Genomic DNA, 17,034 nt, shown 5'->3' on the forward strand with positions numbered 1-17,034 from the left:
TCCCGCCGCACCCGCCCCAGTCGGTCAGCTTCCGGACGAGATCTTCGCGATGATCGACGTGGCCTTGCTGGACAGCGAGCCGTCGAGCGGGGCCGAGCCGGCGGCCGTGGCGGCAGCCTGCTGGCCGTCGCTGGACACGACGTAGGTCAGGAAACCCTTGACCATGTCGGCCGTCGACGAGTCGTCGTACGTCGGGCAGGCCAGCAGGTACGACACCAGCATCAGCGGGTAGTCGCCCTTGGCGCTCGCCGTGCGGTCGATGTCGGTCGCCATGTCGCTGGCCGGGCGGTTCGGAGCAGCCGGCGAGGCCGCGAGAACCTTGGCCGCGCCCACCGCGCTCGGGGCGTTGTAGGCACTGCCCACCTTGATCGAGACGACCCCCAGGGTGCCGTCGGCCTTGACCGCCGAGTCGTCGGCGTATCCGATCGAGCCCTCGGTGGAGGTGAGCCCGCCGATGACCCCCGAGGTGCCCTCGAAGCCCTGGCCGCCCTTGATGCTCGCCGGCCACACCGTGTTCGGGTCGTCGGCCCAGGCGCCACCGCTGGCCTTGCTGAGGTAGTCGGTGAAGTTGAACGTCGTGCCCGACTCGTCGGAGCGGTGCACCGTCGCAATGGCGGTGTCCGGCAGGTTCGCACCGGAGTTCTGCGAGGCGATCTCGGGGTCGTTCCATTTCGTGATCTTGCCGTCGAAGATGTCCGCGATCGACTTCGCGTCGAGGTTCAGCGACTTCACGCCCGACAGCTTGAAGGCCACCGCGATCGGGCTGACGTACGCCGGCACCTCGATCGGGTCGCCACCGCAGGCGTCCTTGGCGGCGCTGAGCTGGTCACTGGTCAGGTAGGCGTCGGTACCGGCGAAGCTGTAGGCCTTGCTGGTGAAGTTCTCGACCCCCGTGCCGGAGCCGACCTCTTCGTAGTTGATGGTGCCGCCGTTCTGCTTCTGGTAGTTCGAGCGCCACGTCTGCTCGGCGTTCGCCTGCGAGGTGGCACCGCCGCCGTTGAGGGTGCCGCCGCCGCTGCTGCCACCGCTGCTGTTCTTGTCGCCGCAGGCAGACAGCGTGAGGCCCAGAGTGAGGACCGCCACCGCCGGGAGTGCGACCCGGCGCAGAGAAGAGGTGTTCACGTCAGTTGCTCCTGAGTCGGTTGTCTGGGACGTCTCGGAAGGTAGGGAAGCCAGGTGGACGGTCATGGCGGCACCGATGAACGAGGGGTGAACTCGGGACGCCCAAATGAGGACGGCCGGCGTTCGGGGAGTCGACCGTCGCGTGAACGTAGGACAGATGGCCCTCGGGCGGCTGGTACCCCGGGGTCATCTGACCCGGTTCGGCCAGGTAAAAATCAGTCGTTCCCCTTACGCCAGGCGGGCGAGTCCTTTACCGTCGTTCGCGGGGGTACGACGTTCGTGGGGGTAGGTGAGGAAGGACCCCGGCAATGCGTCGGACCGCCCCGGCGATCGGCCCCGTGCTCGCTCTTGCAGTCATCGTGGTGCCGGCAACCCCCGCAGACTCGCTCGTGTCGCACGCGCCACGTGCGCACCAGGTGCAACATCGGTCCTCGACAGACCGGGTGCACAGCCCGTCGCGGGGCCACATCGGGCTCGACACCGCGTCCCTGGGCGCGACGTACGTCAGCGTCAGCTGGAACTGGATCAGGGCCGCCTCCGGCTACCGCATCCAGCTGGCGAAGAAGTCCGACTTCTCCGAACCGGTGACCACCCGCAAGAAGAAGAACAGCTCGCACCGCCCGGCCGGTGGCCGCGAGGCAACGGTGGTCGGTCACCTGAAGGACGCGAGGTACTACTGGGTGCGTGTCCGCAAGGTGAAGGGCTCGCACCACGGCCCGTGGTCGGCCCCGGAGCGCGTCGCCACCAAGGCTCACGTTCCCGATCGCTTCACCCGAGTCCGTGGCAGCGCGGGCGGGCAACCCGGTACGACGAGGTTGCACTGGTCGACCGGCGGCTCGTACACCGACTTCTACCGGATCACCACGGCCCTGACGCCGTTCGGCTCCTCCCACACCCCGCGCGTGGGCCGCCACAGCGCGTCGTTCACGGTGTCCGGCGACCGGCGTTCGGTGACGCTCACAGCGGCGCAGACGGCCGCGGCCGGCGCGGGTCTGGGCTCGGGTCGCCACCTGTTCTTCCGGATCGTCGCGGTCCGTCAGGGCAGCGCCGACTCCGCAAGCCGACGCTACCCGTTCCTCATGCATACCGACGTCGCCGGGGAGCACTCGACCGGCACCGGCACCAAGCTCCGGTTCGGCGCCTACAACATGCACGTCCAGGCCAAGGACCTCCGGGGTCATCCCTGGAAGAAGCGCCAGCACCTGATCGCGAAGAACATCGCGAGGGTGAGCCCTGCCGTGGCGGGCATCGAGGAGCTCATGCCGGGCATGTGGAACAACAACGACGGCGGGGTCGGCCTCCACAGGGCGCTGCGCCAGGCCGGCGCGGGCCGGTACAAGCTGACCCGCGACACGGGCTACTGGGACGGTGCCGGGCAGGACACGCGGATCCTCTACGACTCGAAGCGAGTGGAGCCGGTCAGCAACTGTGACCCGACGGTCCCGTCCTGCTACATCTCGTTGCCCGACCCCGGCCACCAGCACATCGCGGCGTACGCCTTGTTCAGGGACCTGGCCTCCGGGCAGCAGTTCTACTTCGTCAGTGCCCATCTGAGCGCGGGCAACAACCCGAAGACCGACGCGCTCCGCGGCCGCCAGGCGCAGGCGATCAGTGACGGGATCAAGGCCATCGACAACGGGGGCCTGCCCGTGGTGTTCGCGACCGACTCCAACAGCTCGCAGACCAGCAAGGGCTCCGACGCGCCCCACACGGTGCTGGTCAACGAGGGTTGGTACAACACGATCTCGGCGGCCAGGGTGGTCAACGGCCAGTACAACTCGGTGAACCACTACCACCGCGACAAGCCGTCGCCGTACGGGTTCGGCAGCATGTACGACACGATCATGACGCTCCACATGCCGGGCGCCGACCTGTGGAAGCAGGTCATCACCGGGTCGCCGTGGCCCTCGGACCACAACATGATCTTCACCGAGGTGCGCCTGCCGTAGGACAGCCTGGGGAGCCTGCTGACGGGGTCAGCCGAGGTGCCGCTCGATCGCGCGCACCCGGCCCCGTCGGTGGTGCACGACCACCAGCTCTCCCGTCGCCTGGGGCTCGGGCGGGATGCCGACCGCGTCGTACACGGCCGGTAGCACCGGCCGATGGGTGCACAGCACGGCGTCCTCCCCCGAATGGAGGAGGTCGTCGACGATCCGGAGCACGGCCTTCGCGGTCGCGTCCTCTTCCGAGAGCCTGTCGGTGCTGGTCACCGGCCAGCCGCTGCGCTCGGCGTACGGCGCCACGGTGTCGGCGCAGCGGGTGCTCGAGGACGTCACGATCCGGGAGACGCCGTACGCCTCGAGCACGCGGGCGACGGCTCGCGCCTGGGCGCTGCCGCCGACCAGGAGTGGCCGCTTCCGGTCGTCCTTGTGCCAGGCCTTCCGCGACCGCGCCTGTCCGTGCCGCAGAACGACCAGCGCCCGGGTGGTCTTGCCCGTCCCCAGCGCCTGGCGGAGGGTCTGGCGATCGCGCCGGTAGCTGAGCCGCTGCTGCGCCTTGTCGACGTCGACCCAGTCGACCTCGTCGATCTCGTCGTTCACCAGGTAGCCGGACACGTCGTGGCTGCCGACCACCCGGCCGACCCAGTAGTCCACGACCTTGGTCCGCGGGCCGTTCGGGTAGGTCTGCGTGGTCAGCGGTACACCGAGCCGGACGCGCACCCCGGTCTCCTCCGCCACCTCGCGGAGGGCCGCCACGGGTGAGCGCTCGCCTCGGTCGAGCTTGCCCTTGGGGAACGACCAGTCGTCGTACGCCGGCCGATGCACCAGCAGCACCTGACCCTTGCGGAGTACGACGGCACCAGCAGCCCGAACCTCACCGGACCTGGACGTCGGGGCCATGCGGCTAGTGTCACATCACCTCGGCGGGTGGTCACGGAGGGGCAGCCACCGGCTCGCAGATCGAGACCAGGACGGAGCGCACGTGCCCAGACGACTCTGGATCGTCGCTGCCGTCGTGATCGCCCTCGTCGTCGCCGTCGGCGGGTACGTGTGGTGGCGCCACGACGACGACCGCACGTCGTTCGCCTGGGCGGTCGGCCACGCACCCGGCGGTGCCCAGCGCCTCTCCTGGACCGACTGGGCGGCCGTGCGCGAGCACGAGCACGCCGACCTCTCCCGGAGCTCGTCGGCCGACGACCTCCGGACGTTCCTCGACCGGGCCTACGACGACGACCTGAGCTCGACGTCGGCACTGGTCACCTCGGCACCGATGCTGCAGGAACGCTTCGGCTTCTCGCCGGCCAACGCCGACTGGGAGCTGTTCAGCCAGACCTACCAGGGCGCGGTCGTGATGCTGCACCTTCCGTCGTCGGTCGACCTCGACGATGTCGCCGACCACCTCCGCGACCTCGGCTACCAGGAGCCCGACGACCCCGACGGCGTGTGGCAGGGAGGCGAGGACCTGGTCGCCCGCATCTCCCCGTCGCTGTCGGGCGAGCTCCAGTACGTCGCGCTCGACCGGCCTGACGATCTCGTGCTCACCTCCGACTCCGCCTCGTTCCTGGGCGTCGCCCTGGACGCCGTACGCGGGCACGGCGCTCGGGCCACGGGATTCGACGCCGTGGTGGACGACGCCGGGGAGCCGCTGTCCTCGGCGGTCTACAGCGGTGACTACGCGTGCGGAGCGCTGGCGATGGCGCACGCGGGGGCGGCCGACCAGGCGCAGGCCAAGCGGCTGCTCGCCTCCGCGGGCGAGGTGAACCCTTACTCGGCGTTCGCGATGTCCGACGAACCCGACGGGAGTGTCCGCGTCGCCTTCGAGTTCGACGGCGACGACGTGGCCCGCACGAACGCCGACACGCGCGCCGCGCTCGCCCGCGGTCCGGCTCCCGGCCAGGGCGGGACGTTCGGCGACCGGTTCCGAGTGACGTCCGTGACCGCCCACGGGTCGCTGGTCGTGATGCACCTGGCGCCCCGTGCCGACGCGTCGGTGCTCTCCGACCTCAGCACCGGGCCGGTGCTGTTCGCGACCTGCTGACCCGTGATACGGCGCGCGTCAGGCCTTCGCCGGCGGCACCACGCCGAGGATCTCGTCGATCTCCGCGGCGGAGAGGTGCTCGTCTGTCTCGCTGGCGGCGATGATGAGGTTCGTCGTCAGCTCCACCTCGCCCAGGAGGTCGCTGTCCTCGAGGGACACGTCGAACTGGTCGGGCACGGACGAACTCTCCTTGCGCAGCTACGGGGCTCTGGCAACAGGGTTGAACAACCAGGGTTCCCCGCCCCGAGCTCCCCCAAACTAGAAAGTAGCCGCTGTCGCGGACAAACGGAAAGGACCTCACCGCGAGGATGAGGCCCTTTCTCGGTTGCGGTCCGGGCGGGAAGCCCGGCACCTGCTCTAGATGCGCGCTTCGTCGATCAGAGCGCGCGGACGTTCTCCGCCTGGGGACCCTTGGGGCCCTGGGTGACGTCGAACTCGACCTTCTGGTTCTCGTCCAGGGACTTGTAGCCCTGGGACTGGATGGCCGAGTAGTGCACGAAGACGTCGTCGCCGCCGTCCTCCTGCGCGATGAAGCCGAAACCCTTCTCGGCGTTGAACCATTTCACGGTGCCTTGAGCCATGTGCTCGTTACTCCTGTTAATCGGAAACGACGGGCCGTCACTGCGACGACCCCGCACCAGATGCGGTGACACGTCGCTCCGACTTGCATGGGTGGCACCCACGAAGAGAACGCCGTTGGATCACAAAACTCCGCTGGCGTAGACCTGCTGGAACTGCATCTGTTGCAAAGACGACCCTACCAACCTCCGGGCCCATGGGCACCTTCGCCGCCGATCAACGTTTCCGAGGCCGCGATCGGCGCCGGCCACAGTGAGCGCCTCGGGTCGGCCTGAAGGTGTCGGACAAGTACGCTCGTGCCGCGCGAGGGCCCTTAGCTCAATTGGCAGAGCAGTGGACTTTTAATCCATGGGTTGTGGGTTCGAGTCCCACAGGGCCCACATGGGAGATGCGTTCATCTACGCCGGACTCCGCACGCCGTTCGGACGGTACGCCGGAGCGCTGGCGCGTAGCAGACCGGACGACCTGGCGGCAGCCGTCGTCCGCGGCGTGGTGGACCGCTCGCCGAACCTGGACCCGGCGGACGTGAACGACGTGATCCTCGGCTGCGCCAACGGCGCGGGCGAGGACAACCGCAACGTCGGCCGGATGGCGGTGTTGCTGGCCGGTCTGCCCGTCTCGGTGCCCGGCGTGACCGTGAACCGTCTCTGCGGGAGCAGCATGCAGGCGGCCATGGACGGGTCACGGCTGATCGAGGCCGGCGACGCATCCGTGGTCGTGGCTGGCGGCGTGGAGTCGATGACCCGGGCGCCGTGGGTGTTGCCAAAGCCGGCGAAGGGGTTCCCGGCCGGGCACGAGACGCTCGTCTCGACCACCCTCGGCTGGCGGCTCGTCAACCCGCGGATGCCCGAGGAGTTCACCGCCTCTCTCGGGGAGTGCAACGAGCAGCTCGCCGATGAGCTCGGCATCGGCCGCGACCGGCAGGACGCGTTCGCCGTGCTGTCCCACCAACGCGCGGCAGCGGCTTGGGCCGACGGCTTCTACGACGACCTGGTGCTGCCGGTCGACGGGCTGGAGCGCGACGAGGGCGTCAGACCCGACGCGAGCGTCGAGACCCTCGCCGTGCTCCGGCCGGCGTTCCGATCCGACGGCACCATCACCGCCGGCAACGCCTCACCTCTCAACGACGGCGCGGCCGCACTGCTCGTGGCCGCAGAGAACCTCGACCTCGGCGTCGCCCCCGTGGCCCGCATCGCCGGTCGAGGATCGGCGGCCCTGGAGCCGCAACGGTTCGGGATCGCGCCGGTCGAGGCAGCCGACCGCGCACTCGCCGCGGCCGGTATCGGCTGGTCCGACGTCGGAGCGGTCGAGCTCAACGAGGCGTTCGCGGTGCAGTCGCTGGCCTGCCTGGACGCGTGGAAGGTCGACCCCGACATCGTCAACACCCGCGGTGGCGCCATCGCGATCGGCCACCCGCTCGGCGCCTCGGGGGCGCGCGTCATCGGCACGCTGGCCAAGGTCCTGAGGGAGAGGCACGAGCGCTGGGGCGTGGCCGCGATCTGCATCGGCGTCGGCCAAGGCCTCGCCGTCGTCCTCGAGAACGTCGCCTGAGGCGCGTCAGGGCACGGGCTGACCGCGTTCGCCGGAGTCGGTGAGCCGGATCTCGGCCAGCGCTTGCTCCTCGAGCTCCTGGCGCCGCCTCGCCGCGATCGCGGGATCGGGGCCGACGGGCTCATCACCGTTCGCCACCAGTCCGGCAGCGCCGCCCTCGAGACGCGTCAGCGCCTGGCGACCGAAGATCTGCTGCTCGGTCGCGGTGCGTTCCGACCGACCTCGCCCGATGAAGGACACCGCCCAGTGCCCCAGGGCGCCGAACCGGTTCTTGAAACCGGTCAGGTAGACCAGATGCACCACCAGCCACAACAACCAGGCGACGAACCCGGTCAGCCGCAGCTTCCCGATCCGCGCCACCGCCTTGAAGCGGCTGATCGTCGCCAGGTCGCCCTTGTCGAAGTAGTGGAACGGCTTCTGCGGCGGTTTCCCCGCCAGACGTCGCTTGATCTCGGCCGCGGCGTACTTGGCGCCCTGGATGGCGACCTGCGCGACGCCGGGGAGGTGGTCCAGGTCGATCATGTCGCCGACCACGAACACCTCGGGGTAACCGGGCAGCGTGAGGTCTGGGTTGACCCGGATCCGGCCCGCGCGGTCGAGCGGTGCTCCCGTCTGCTCCGACAACGTCTTCGTCAGTGACGACGCCTGGACGCCGGCCGCCCAGACCTTGGTCGCGGCCGCGATCCACTCGCTGCGCCCGTCCTTGTACTGCACGACGATGCCGCGCTCACTGACGTCGGTGACCATGCCGCCGAGCAGCACCTGGACGCCCAGCTTCTCGAGCTGGACCTTGGTCTTCGCACCCAACGTCGCGCCGAACGGCGGCAGCACCTGACCGGCAGCATCGACCAGGACGATTCGGGCCTGTCTGGTGTTGATGGAGCTGAAGTCGCGCTTGAGCGTGCGGTGCGCGAGCTCCGCGATCTGGCCGGCCATCTCGACGCCGGTCGGTCCGGCACCGACGACCACGAAGGTGAGCAGCGAGTCGACGTCCTCCCCCCGAGAGGCACCCAGCTCGGCGAGCTCGAAGGCGCCGAAGATCCGGCCGCGCAGCTCGAGCGCATCGTCGATGCTCTTCATGCCGGGCGCGAACTCGGCGAACCGGTCGTTGCCGAAGTAGGACTGTCCCGACCCCGCGGCCACGATCAGTGAGTCGTACGGCGTGACGTTCGCGCGACCCAGCACCTGCGAGGTCACGGTGCGCGATGCCAGGTCGATCGCGGTCACCTCGCCCAGGAGCACCCGGGCGTTGCGCTGCCGGGCCAGGACCTCGCGCGTCGAGGGGGCGATCTCGCCCTCACTGAGGATGCCGGTGGCCACCTGGTACAGCAGCGGCTGGAACAAGTGGTGGCCGGTCCGCCCGATCACGGTGACGTCCACGTCGACCCGCTTCAGGGCCTTCGTGCCGAACAGTCCCCCGAACCCCGACCCGATCACCACGACTTGGTGCCGACCGATTTTCCTCTCCGCTTCCATGTGTCCACGATCCTCCTGCCGGGACGTCGTGCCACAATCGGGGCAACCGTCTCGTTGCTCACAGTCGTGGGGTGAGTACTGGGGCGTATGGAACCCCAAGTGCGAGTTGAGGTTTCAGACGCCTCTCGGCCGGGTACACGAGCGAGGACTGGCGCGGTCGGCGCGCCTGACCATCTGGAGAGACAGTGCCGCTGAACCGGCCGGCGGAGCCGCTTGCACCCGGGCCCCGGGGCGCGGCCGAGGCGCGCCGGTGGGTGGTCGAGGTGTGCGCTGAGATCGGCCGGGACGACTTGCGCGAGAACGCCGAGCTGGCCATGTCCGAGGTCGTCACCAACGCCATCCTCCATGGCAAGGGCCCGGTCACCGTTCGGCTGCGCGGCACCATCGATCACCCGCGGGTCGAGGTGCGAGACGCATCGGCCGCCCCGCCGGCACTGACGAGTGACGACCCCCTGGAGTTCGTCGACGACCTCCCGACGTTCGGCCGCGGACTCGCGATCGTGGCCGCCTTCAGCGAGGCCTGGGGCGCCGAGCGTGACGGAGACGGAAAGCTGGTCTGGTTCGTGCCGTCTGCAGCACCACCCGGCCACCCCGCAGTGGGTGTGGTGCTCGGCTGGGACGAGGACCCCGAAGAGGCGTCGTTCGCCGACGAGGCGACGATGACCGTCCATCTCCGCGACGTGCCCGTGGACCTCATGCAGGGCATGCTCGCGCACGGCGCGGAGCTGCGACGCGAGCTGCGGCTGCTGGCGGTCGCTCACCAGGAGGCCTACCCGGTCGCCTCCGACCTGTCGGCGTACTTCAGTGCACTGTCGCGCGACTTCCGGCCGCAGTTCGGCGGCGACGCGATGCTCTCGGCGATGCAGGGCGGCGACAGTCACACCGATATCGACGTGACCGCGCCGCTCGACGCTGCCGACCGGTTCGCCCGGCTGATCGAGCTCTACGACCTCGCCGACGCGTTCTGCCGCAACGAGCGATTGCTCACGCTCGCCCGGACCGAGGAACAGGTCGCCTTCCAGACCTGGCTGTTCGGGGAGTTCGTTCGCCAGGGGGCCGGCGAAGATCCTCGGCCGTGGTCGAGCCGCTCACCACTGTCGCAAGCTCACCCGTAGCCGAGCTGGTGCAGGCGGCGGTCGCCGATCCCGAAGTGATGGGCGATCTCGTGGACGACCGTGATGCGCACCTCGCGCACCAGCTCGTCGGCATCGGCACACATCTCCAGCAACGGTCGTCGAAAGATCGTGATCCGATCTGGCAGGCCGGTGTGGTCCCCGCTCCGCTCGGTGAGGGACACCCCGTCGTACACACCCAGCAGGTCGGGGTCGTCGGGCGGCGACTCGTCCTCGACCAGCACCACGACGTTGTGCACCAGGTTCGCGATCTCGTCCGGGATGCCGTCGAGGGCGTCGGCGACCAGCGCCTCGAAGGACTCGCGGTCGAGCTCCATGGACAGACGGTAGCGCCGGAACAGAAGCGCCCCGCTCGGTCTGAGCGGGGCGACTGGACTGGCGTACGTCGTGAGGGAGCGACCCCGACGGGACTCGAACCCGCGGCCTCCGCCGTGACAGGGCGGCGCGCTAACCAACTGCGCTACGGGGCCTGGTGGTTGCTCAGGCATGGCGCCGGAGCGGATGGAACTCTAACCCATCGGCCTGAGCGCCTCCCAATCGTCGCACGATCCCGACGACGGGTGTTCGGAGGTGTCACACCGCCGCCGTGAGCGAGGTGGAATCGGGCACTCAGCGCCTCGCCCGAGGAGCGACGACCGGCGCGAGAACGGCCTGGAACTGGGTTCAGACCCCCGGCCAGAGTGCCTGGCTGCTCGCGGTCCTGACGTCATCCGCAGGCCGGGTCACCGGTTCTCTCGGGGGCACCTGTACGTTCGCGATGAGACAACCGCAGACCCCGTGAGCCCGCCGCCGTGAACTCTTCCCTGACCCGATCCTCCCCGCACGTCGAACCTGCACGCCGTACGTCGGGCCGGCTCGCGACGCCGTGATGGACCACCCCGCGCTCCCGGTGCTCGACTGGCACAGCTTCCTGACCACCTGGGAGCTCCGACCGGGCTGGCTGGCCTTCTGCGCCCTCCTGCTGGTCGCCTACACCTACGGCCTGTACGCCGCGGCGCGGCGGGGCAACCCGCTGGTGAGCCCGGTCCGGATCGCCTGCTTCGGTCTCGGTGTCGCGGCGCTTGCGATCTGCATGTCGTCGGCGGTCGACGCCTACGCCATGTCGCTGTTCTGGATGCACATGATCGAGCACCTCACGCTGATCACCGTCATCCCCGCGCTGCTCATACTTGGCCATCCGCTGACCGTGCTCCGCAGCGCCGGCGGTCCGGAGTGGCAGCGGGTCTTCGACGCCGCGATGCACAGCCTCCCGATCTCGATCCTGACCCACCCGCTGGTCGGGCTGACGGCGTACGGAGTGGTGGTGTTCTACACGCACCTCACCCCGTTCATGGACCGGATGGCGGCGGACCCGGACCTGATGGTCGTCGAGCAGGTGCTCTACCTGGGGTCCGGGACCTGGCTGCTCCTGGGCGCGATCGGGGAGGAGCCCATCCGCTGGAAGACGCCGTACCTCCTGCGGATCGTGCTGGTCGTGATGGCGATGGTCCCGGACACCCTGGTCGGCATTGTGCTGTTGCAGACCGCGGACAACCCCTTCCCGACGTACATGGCCATGCGCCCGGCGTGGGCCCCCAGCGCCCTGCACGACCTGGAAGTCGGCGGGTCACTGATGTGGGCCGCCGGTGACGGGCTCATGATGCTGCTGGCGGTGGGTCTGGTGCTCAGCCTGCTCACCCGCGGCCGCGACCGGTTCCTCGGCGACTGGCTTGAGGGGGTGCGGACGTCGACGTTCGTCGCGCATGCCGAGCGTTCCGGCGTGGAGCTGGACCGTCCGGAGGGGCCGCTCGACGAGGACGACGAGGCGCTCGCGGCGTACAACGAGATGCTGGCTCGGCTGCGTTCGGGACAGCAGGAGCCGGGACCCGACTGACGGCCCTTCAGGCACCGTGGGGTGATGGGCGTTCAGCACCCCCAACGGGATTCGAACCCGTGCTACCGCCGTGAAAGGGCAAAGGAGGGCCCACCGGACAATGACGAAAGTCAATGAAATCCCAGGTCAGAGGGCATTTGGTATGTTGGCTGTCATCGACGATCGTGGGACGTTTTCGGATGTCGTGTTGCCCCGGTGTTGCCCCGCCGCCCCAACTGAGCGACAACGGGCTCCACCTATCATCGAGGCTCGCTTGGCCGGATTGAGAGGCTGGTCAACTGTCTAGAAGGCCCGCACGTCGTGGGTCAAGGCCACGGTGGTCGCCTCGATCCACGCACGAACGGCGCTGAGGTCGTCCTCGATGGGGCCCATGACTGTTTCCATCACCAGCTCGCCGGTCACCTCCACCAGATCGCCCCACTGGACAGTCTCCAGAGCCGTCGACGCCAAGTCCTGACTGCGACAAACGACCTCGCAGGCATGGGCGAGCCGGGCTCCCAATGAGTCAGGAAACGGATCCAGGACGAACACGACGCAGGACTCATCTCCCAGCAGCCGGCTAGGCCCCCCCGTGACGCGGCCCTTGGCGACGATCCTGATCGGCATGACGACCTCCTGTGACACGTTCCGATGGCCACGACCATCAGAACTGCCCGTGCTCGCGCTCCTCAGGAGAGGCCGACCGCCTGTGGACTACTTCCCGCTCCACGGTTGTGAGGACCTCGATCGGCTCGTGAGCTCGCCAGAGAGTGTCGAGTCGCCTGAATCCACAGGCTGCTCAGCCGAGAACGCTGAGAGTGGCCAAGCGACGATGTAGCTCGAAACCCCGGCCCCTCGGTGCGAGTCAGACGTAACTCTCATGCCGATGAGCGGATGGCACGAGGACGGGGCACTGCGATGATGCCCGCGTGCCCATCGAACGATTCGCAGACCGTCTCGACCCGGCGACCTACGCAGAGGACGGCGAGGTCGTCGGCGTCTTCGAGTCCGGCCCGTCCGACGACGACGTACTCTGGCTCTCGGCGCGCATCTTCCGTCGGCTCACCTACATAGCCCGGGCATACGAACTTCACGCTCTGCCTCTGCTTGATGATCCGAACCCGGTCAGCCTGAATCGGATGCGGTGCGAGGCCGTGGCCGAGGAGATCGCGTTCGTCGCTGAGCGGCTCGACGATCCGGTCGCCGTTGGCATGGCGCAATCGATCACGAACTACCTGTCGGACCGGACGCGGCGGCCCGCATGGGACGGAACGGTCACGTTCGAGGGCGACTGATCATACCGGCCGCTCATGCCGCAATCCGCGCGGATCGGCGGATGAGGGGTCAGCAAAGGATGGGAATCTCTGACGTCGCCACGGTCTGGTCGTGCGCTGCGAGACGCGGGGCTTTCGGTCGGGGGGGTCAACCTCACTTTCTCGAGCGAGCAAAGACGTGGCTACCTAGGTCCCCCAGAAACTTGAGCAGCCGGAGCGCAGCGAGCAGGCCCGCTGCTACCACTCTCACCGTCAACGCCAGTCGGAGCTCGTCGTCCGACCTGCCGGTCGCGTCGGCAAGCGCTCGGGTGACTCGTCTGGCTCCGCGCTTCTGCGCCGTGTCAAGACTCCTCCTGCCCATCAATCATCTTGCACCTCCACGCCCCATGCCAGATACGCACGCTCTTGCCGATGAGCGGACGTCTCCGGAGTGCTAACTCGTGGACTAGGCCGTGCCCATCGCTTCCGGGGGATGTGCGGCGGCGGACTCGGATGCCTGCGCAGTTGTGATGGTGCGCGGTAGGAATATCGACGCCAGGAGGCCGATGAGCCCGCATGCGGCCAGCACCGTCATCGCGAGACCGTAGGCGCGCTCGGGTGTGGAGGTAATCCCGGCGACGAGGACCGTGCCGGCGACGGCGGCCCCCAGCGATGAGCCGAGGTTCGAGATGCTCCGGGACAGGCCCGAGATCTCACCCTGCAACTCGTCCGCGAAACTCGACTGCACCACATTGATCGAGGGCGTCAGCATCAGTCCGAGGCCGAGTCCGATGAAGAGCAGACCAGGGGCGAACGCCCAGACGTTCGGCGTCCCGATCACCAGAGCCAACAGGGCGCCTATCCCGAAGAGGGTGACCACGAACCCGGTCAGGATCAGGAGGCGTTGCGAGCGCCGCTTCGCCAAGCGCTCGGCCGCCAGCGACGACGCGAGCAGCCCCGCGGTCATTGCCGTGAAGATGACACCTGTCTGGATAGCGTCGTACCCGCGCACCACCTGAAGGTAGGCCGACACCACGAACGACACTCCGGTCAGCAGGAGCCACTGGACGTTCTGTGTGACCAGGCCGAGGTTCGACGTCCGGTTGCGGAACAGGCTCGTCGGCAACAGCGCCTCGCGACCCGCACGCTCCTTCGCCCGCATGGACAGGAAGAACCAGGTCAGCACCAGCGCACCGGCAACGATCAGGCCGAGCATGAGCGCGAGGTTCTGGTCGGCCGCCAGGATGCCCGTCACGACGAGGACGAGCCCGACCGCCGAGAGCACGGAGCCGCCGACGTCGAACGGTCGCGTGCGGTCTGCTGGCAGCGGGTCCCGCAGGTCGCGGCTCAGCCAGATGATCGCCGCGATGACGACCGCCTGGAAGACGAAGGCGGCCCGCCAGCTGATCGCGGAGGTGATGACACCGCCGATCAACGGACCGGCCGCGGCACCGATCCCGCCCAGCGCGCTGATGACCCCGAACGCCCGGGCGCGTGAGGTGATCTCGGTGAACAGCAGCGTGGTCAAGATGTAGACCGGCGGGATCAGCAGGGCGGTGCCGACCCCCTCGAAGATCGAGTTGCCGAGGATGAGGACCCCTAGCCCGGGAGAGACGGCGCTCATCAGTGCCCCGATGCCGTAGATGACCAGCCCGATGAGGAAGCAGCGCTTGCGTCCGTACTTGTCGCTCAGTTTGCCGCCAGGGATCATCAGCGCGGCCATGACCAGCAGGAAGAGCGTGATCGCCACCTGGACGCCTTGGACCGTGGTGTCGAGGTCCTCGCTGATGTCGTTGATCATCACGTTCATGTTGGAGCCGGCGAAGCTGCAGATGAACTGGGCCAGCGCGAGCGGCAGCAGCGCTCGCCGCAGCGCTGTCCGCGGTCGCCCGGCCTCACCAGTCCCCGCCATCGCGCGCCCTCCCTGGGCCTCACTACGGGCTCAGGTGTCGGCTCTGTCTGCCTATCCTGCGCGCCGTGCATCCATGCTGCCCGCTCCCACCGATTGCCAGCAAGCGGCTGTACCAGTGATGAAGTTCCCCAAGCGAGGGTTCAGGGCGAAACGCTCTCTCATGCCGCTGTCCGTGCTCGCTCATGCCGATCAGCTGCATGGAGTTCACTACGCCCCCTTTGCTGTCTTCCGCCCGCTGCAAAGCGGCGGCACCTATTAGTCGTCGTCGCCTTCCCAGGCCCAGCGAGGAACCTCGCGAAGGGGATGCAGCTCATCGTCGTTTCGGGCGTGGGAGTTCTGCATGGCCACGTGGCTCCCGAACTCGACGTGCTCGCGCACAGCTGTTCGGAACGGCTCATCAGTAGGCATGTCAGCATTGTCCAGGGCGGCCATGTAAAGGTCGACGAACCGCTGGCGCTGTGCTTCGGAGATCTCGAGTCCCCGATGAACTGAGATCAGGTGAGCGAACCCCAGCTGCCTTGAGAAGCGGTCCGGGCCGCCGAACGACTCAGCGGTGAAAGCGGTGAGATGGTCAACATGTGAGGCTTTGCCCGCGCCGAAGAGTGGTTGGAGGAGCGGGTCGGCCAGGACGCTGTCGTAGAAGATCTGCTCGAGTCGGTGGAGTGCAGCCTCGCCGCCAGCATGCTCGAAGAGGGAAGTCATTCGGCCAGCCTGCCATCGACTGCACGACCATTGAGTGACCGCTCATGCCGCTGTCCGTGCGCGCTCATGAGGATTCCCCAACCGCGTCACTCCCCAGTTTGGACTTTTCCGCCGCTGGTAGTGGGCTGTTGGGAATGTTCCGCGTTGGCCAGTGACTGGGCGTGGTGGATCCGCCATGCGTGCGCCAGATGGGGGTAGTTCTGGAGTGGGTAGGTCACGACGGATGGCGTCCCCGGAGCGCTTGGGGACGCCTCCCCCTTGTGCTGCTGCCACGCGACTCCGGCGACCCCTGCTGCGGCGAGGATGCACGCCGCGGCGGCGGAGGCGATCCATGGGGTGGTGTGACGGTGGTGTGTGTCGACGGTGCTCATGGTGGTGGACCCTTCTTGGTCTGCTGGGGCAAACGGCCCCGTTGGACCCCGACGCTGGCGCTAAGACAGGCTCACCACATCTGGAATTGTCCCTATCGTCGGCACACGTCAGTGCCGCGATCAGCCGCGTCACGAAGGGCCGATGCGGGTGCGTGGCCCGGGGCACGAGCCAAGGGTCGAGGTCGACAGGCACACCCAGCGCCCGCACAGCTTGTCCGGGAACTGGGGTATTTGCGCGCAGAGGATGATCTGACGCGAGGCACGGCCGTACCGTCGTTGATCCGGGAGGTTGGGTGCGCGGGACATCCCGACGTCCCGTGTGACGCCCGCTGGCGTGACGAGCGCCGGCGGGCTTCCTTTGATCGACCGCTCATGCCGCGATCCGCTCGCGCCGGGTGACCCCATGCGCTGCGCCGGGGCATCGTCGTGTTCTTACCAATCCCGGCATGCGTGCCCGTCGGCATAGCCCCACAGGTGCGCCTCGCTGAGTTCAGCGAGGCGCACGGTCGGGCGGTGACTCACGGGGTTATCGTCCCCCCCGCAACGAGTGCCCGGGGGTCGACTCACGCCCTATGGAAGGTCTACCCGCGCCGGTCGGGGCTCAAACATGAGTGTGCGCCTCGTGGATTTTCGGGGGGAGATCGACGAGACGCACACATGGGCGGCTGGGGCCCTCACGGGGTCGGCCACGCCGCCAGCCGAGGAGCATACCCCGTTCTCTACCGCCCAAACCTCAATCCGCCCAGGGTCCGCGCTAGCCCGCGGTGGCCCCCCTCGACCCGATGCTCCGGTGACGTCGAAGGGCAAGCGTGAACGCGCTCAGCAAGGATTCCAGCGGACGCGAGCGAGCGCCCCCGTGGCGGCTACCAGACCTTGAAGATGACTCTCACATCGGTCCCCTGCACTTCTGCGAACGGGACGGTGGAAAGGAATGTGCTCGATCCGCTCAGTTCTCGCATCCGGACATGGCTCCCTTCTGTGTCAAGACACCTTCGGGAGGGTGGGTTTAGGCTGAGGGTCGACGGGTCCCGGAGTGGCTTGTCCGAAGTGCCGGTGTTGGGGTTGTGAGCCGGTCGCGCTGGAGTCAGAGTCGTTGCCCCGTTGC

At 68.3% G+C, this 17,034-nt stretch carries 15 protein-coding genes and 2 tRNA genes; 7 read left to right on the forward strand and 10 right to left on the reverse strand.

Annotation, left to right across the window (positions count from 1 at the left end; all coding sequences use genetic code 11):
• Positions 1 to 24: 24 nt before the first annotated feature.
• Positions 25 to 1,122 (reverse strand): phosphate ABC transporter substrate-binding protein PstS, encoded by a 1,098-nt coding sequence (locus VGJ24_RS18410; protein ID WP_331502104.1) that lies wholly within the window; start codon positions 1,120 to 1,122, stop codon positions 25 to 27.
• A 308-nt stretch (positions 1,123 to 1,430) separates the two neighbouring features.
• Between VGJ24_RS18410 and VGJ24_RS18415 the strand changes: the two genes are divergently transcribed.
• Positions 1,431 to 3,071, forward strand: a complete 1,641-nt coding sequence (locus VGJ24_RS18415) for a hypothetical protein (protein WP_331502105.1) — start codon at positions 1,431 to 1,433, stop codon at positions 3,069 to 3,071.
• A gap of 27 nt (positions 3,072 to 3,098) precedes the next feature.
• On the opposite strand, the gene VGJ24_RS18420 is transcribed toward VGJ24_RS18415, so the two are convergent.
• On the reverse strand, positions 3,099 to 3,962 hold the full coding sequence (locus VGJ24_RS18420; RefSeq protein ID WP_331502106.1) for an NUDIX hydrolase: 864 nt from the start codon (positions 3,960 to 3,962) through the stop codon (positions 3,099 to 3,101).
• Between the two features lie 82 nt (positions 3,963 to 4,044).
• Between VGJ24_RS18420 and VGJ24_RS18425 the strand changes: the two genes are divergently transcribed.
• Positions 4,045 to 5,100 (forward strand): hypothetical protein, encoded by a 1,056-nt coding sequence (locus VGJ24_RS18425; RefSeq protein ID WP_331502107.1) that lies wholly within the window; start codon positions 4,045 to 4,047, stop codon positions 5,098 to 5,100.
• An 18-nt stretch (positions 5,101 to 5,118) separates the two neighbouring features.
• Here the strand turns inward: VGJ24_RS18425 and VGJ24_RS18430 are convergent, their stop codons facing one another.
• Positions 5,119 to 5,277, reverse strand: coding sequence for a hypothetical protein (locus tag VGJ24_RS18430; protein WP_331502108.1), 159 nt, complete (start codon positions 5,275 to 5,277; stop codon positions 5,119 to 5,121).
• Positions 5,278 to 5,477: 200 nt separating this feature from the next.
• Positions 5,478 to 5,681: a transcription antiterminator/RNA stability regulator CspE gene (cspE, locus tag VGJ24_RS18435; protein ID WP_135078682.1), complete on the reverse strand. Its 204-nt coding sequence runs from the start codon at positions 5,679 to 5,681 to the stop codon at positions 5,478 to 5,480.
• 305 nt (positions 5,682 to 5,986) lie between these two features.
• Here cspE and VGJ24_RS18440 point away from each other — a divergent pair.
• Both VGJ24_RS18440 and VGJ24_RS18445 read left to right on the forward strand, forming a co-directional pair.
• Positions 5,987 to 6,059: transfer RNA gene (locus VGJ24_RS18440), tRNA-Lys, on the forward strand.
• Position 6,060: 1 nt separating this feature from the next.
• Positions 6,061 to 7,230: a thiolase family protein gene (locus tag VGJ24_RS18445; protein ID WP_331502109.1), complete on the forward strand. Its 1,170-nt coding sequence runs from the start codon at positions 6,061 to 6,063 to the stop codon at positions 7,228 to 7,230.
• 6 nt (positions 7,231 to 7,236) lie between these two features.
• Here VGJ24_RS18445 and VGJ24_RS18450 read toward each other — a convergent pair whose 3' ends face one another.
• On the reverse strand, positions 7,237 to 8,706 hold the full coding sequence (locus tag VGJ24_RS18450; RefSeq protein ID WP_331502110.1) for an NAD(P)/FAD-dependent oxidoreductase: 1,470 nt from the start codon (positions 8,704 to 8,706) through the stop codon (positions 7,237 to 7,239).
• A gap of 185 nt (positions 8,707 to 8,891) precedes the next feature.
• Between VGJ24_RS18450 and VGJ24_RS18455 the strand changes: the two genes are divergently transcribed.
• Positions 8,892 to 9,821 (forward strand): ATP-binding protein, encoded by a 930-nt coding sequence (locus VGJ24_RS18455; protein ID WP_331502111.1) that lies wholly within the window; start codon positions 8,892 to 8,894, stop codon positions 9,819 to 9,821.
• On the opposite strand, the gene VGJ24_RS18460 is transcribed toward VGJ24_RS18455, so the two are convergent.
• Positions 9,812 to 10,156, reverse strand: a complete 345-nt coding sequence (locus VGJ24_RS18460) for a metallopeptidase family protein (RefSeq protein WP_331502112.1) — start codon at positions 10,154 to 10,156, stop codon at positions 9,812 to 9,814. The genes VGJ24_RS18455 and VGJ24_RS18460 overlap by 10 nt on opposite strands.
• A 79-nt stretch (positions 10,157 to 10,235) precedes the next feature.
• Positions 10,236 to 10,309 (reverse strand) — tRNA-Asp (locus VGJ24_RS18465).
• Positions 10,310 to 10,707: 398 nt separating this feature from the next.
• Between VGJ24_RS18465 and VGJ24_RS18470 the strand changes: the two genes are divergently transcribed.
• Positions 10,708 to 11,712: a cytochrome c oxidase assembly protein gene (locus tag VGJ24_RS18470; protein ID WP_331502113.1), complete on the forward strand. Its 1,005-nt coding sequence runs from the start codon at positions 10,708 to 10,710 to the stop codon at positions 11,710 to 11,712.
• 282 nt (positions 11,713 to 11,994) lie between these two features.
• Here VGJ24_RS18470 and VGJ24_RS18475 read toward each other — a convergent pair whose 3' ends face one another.
• On the reverse strand, positions 11,995 to 12,318 hold the full coding sequence (locus tag VGJ24_RS18475; protein WP_331502114.1) for a hypothetical protein: 324 nt from the start codon (positions 12,316 to 12,318) through the stop codon (positions 11,995 to 11,997).
• Positions 12,319 to 12,620: 302 nt separating this feature from the next.
• On the opposite strand from VGJ24_RS18475, the gene VGJ24_RS18480 reads away from it, so the two are divergent.
• Complete coding sequence (locus tag VGJ24_RS18480; protein WP_331502115.1) at positions 12,621 to 12,986, forward strand: hypothetical protein; 366 nt, start codon at positions 12,621 to 12,623, stop codon at positions 12,984 to 12,986.
• Between the two features lie 424 nt (positions 12,987 to 13,410).
• Here the strand turns inward: VGJ24_RS18480 and VGJ24_RS18485 are convergent, their stop codons facing one another.
• Both VGJ24_RS18485 and VGJ24_RS18490 read right to left on the reverse strand, forming a co-directional pair.
• A complete protein-coding gene (locus VGJ24_RS18485) occupies positions 13,411 to 14,856 on the reverse strand; it encodes an MFS transporter (RefSeq protein WP_331502116.1) in 1,446 nt (481 codons plus the stop codon).
• 255 nt (positions 14,857 to 15,111) lie between these two features.
• Positions 15,112 to 15,558 (reverse strand): group II truncated hemoglobin, encoded by a 447-nt coding sequence (locus VGJ24_RS18490; protein ID WP_331502117.1) that lies wholly within the window; start codon positions 15,556 to 15,558, stop codon positions 15,112 to 15,114.
• Positions 15,559 to 17,034: the final 1,476 nt, after the last annotated feature.

The organism is Nocardioides sp., from assembly GCF_036493135.1.
In the GTDB taxonomy this organism is placed as follows: Bacteria; Actinomycetota; Actinomycetes; order Propionibacteriales; family Nocardioidaceae; genus Nocardioides.

Excerpts from the sequence above, each read along its gene's own strand:
- VGJ24_RS18475 (WP_331502114.1), bottom strand. The coding sequence starts at position 12,318 with ATGCCGATCAGGATCGTCGCCAAGGGCCGCGTCACGGGGGGGCCTAGC.
- VGJ24_RS18460 (WP_331502112.1), bottom strand. The coding sequence starts at position 10,156 with ATGGAGCTCGACCGCGAGTCCTTCGAGGCGCTGGTCGCCGACGCCCTC.
- VGJ24_RS18445 (WP_331502109.1), top strand. The coding sequence starts at position 6,061 with ATGGGAGATGCGTTCATCTACGCCGGACTCCGCACGCCGTTCGGACGG.
- VGJ24_RS18490 (WP_331502117.1), bottom strand. The coding sequence starts at position 15,558 with ATGACTTCCCTCTTCGAGCATGCTGGCGGCGAGGCTGCACTCCACCGA.
- VGJ24_RS18420 (WP_331502106.1), bottom strand. The coding sequence starts at position 3,962 with ATGGCCCCGACGTCCAGGTCCGGTGAGGTTCGGGCTGCTGGTGCCGTC.
- VGJ24_RS18415 (WP_331502105.1), top strand. The coding sequence starts at position 1,431 with ATGCGTCGGACCGCCCCGGCGATCGGCCCCGTGCTCGCTCTTGCAGTC.
- VGJ24_RS18485 (WP_331502116.1), bottom strand. The coding sequence starts at position 14,856 with ATGGCGGGGACTGGTGAGGCCGGGCGACCGCGGACAGCGCTGCGGCGA.
- VGJ24_RS18450 (WP_331502110.1), bottom strand. The coding sequence starts at position 8,706 with ATGGAAGCGGAGAGGAAAATCGGTCGGCACCAAGTCGTGGTGATCGGG.
- cspE (WP_135078682.1), bottom strand. The coding sequence starts at position 5,681 with ATGGCTCAAGGCACCGTGAAATGGTTCAACGCCGAGAAGGGTTTCGGC.
- VGJ24_RS18470 (WP_331502113.1), top strand. The coding sequence starts at position 10,708 with ATGGACCACCCCGCGCTCCCGGTGCTCGACTGGCACAGCTTCCTGACC.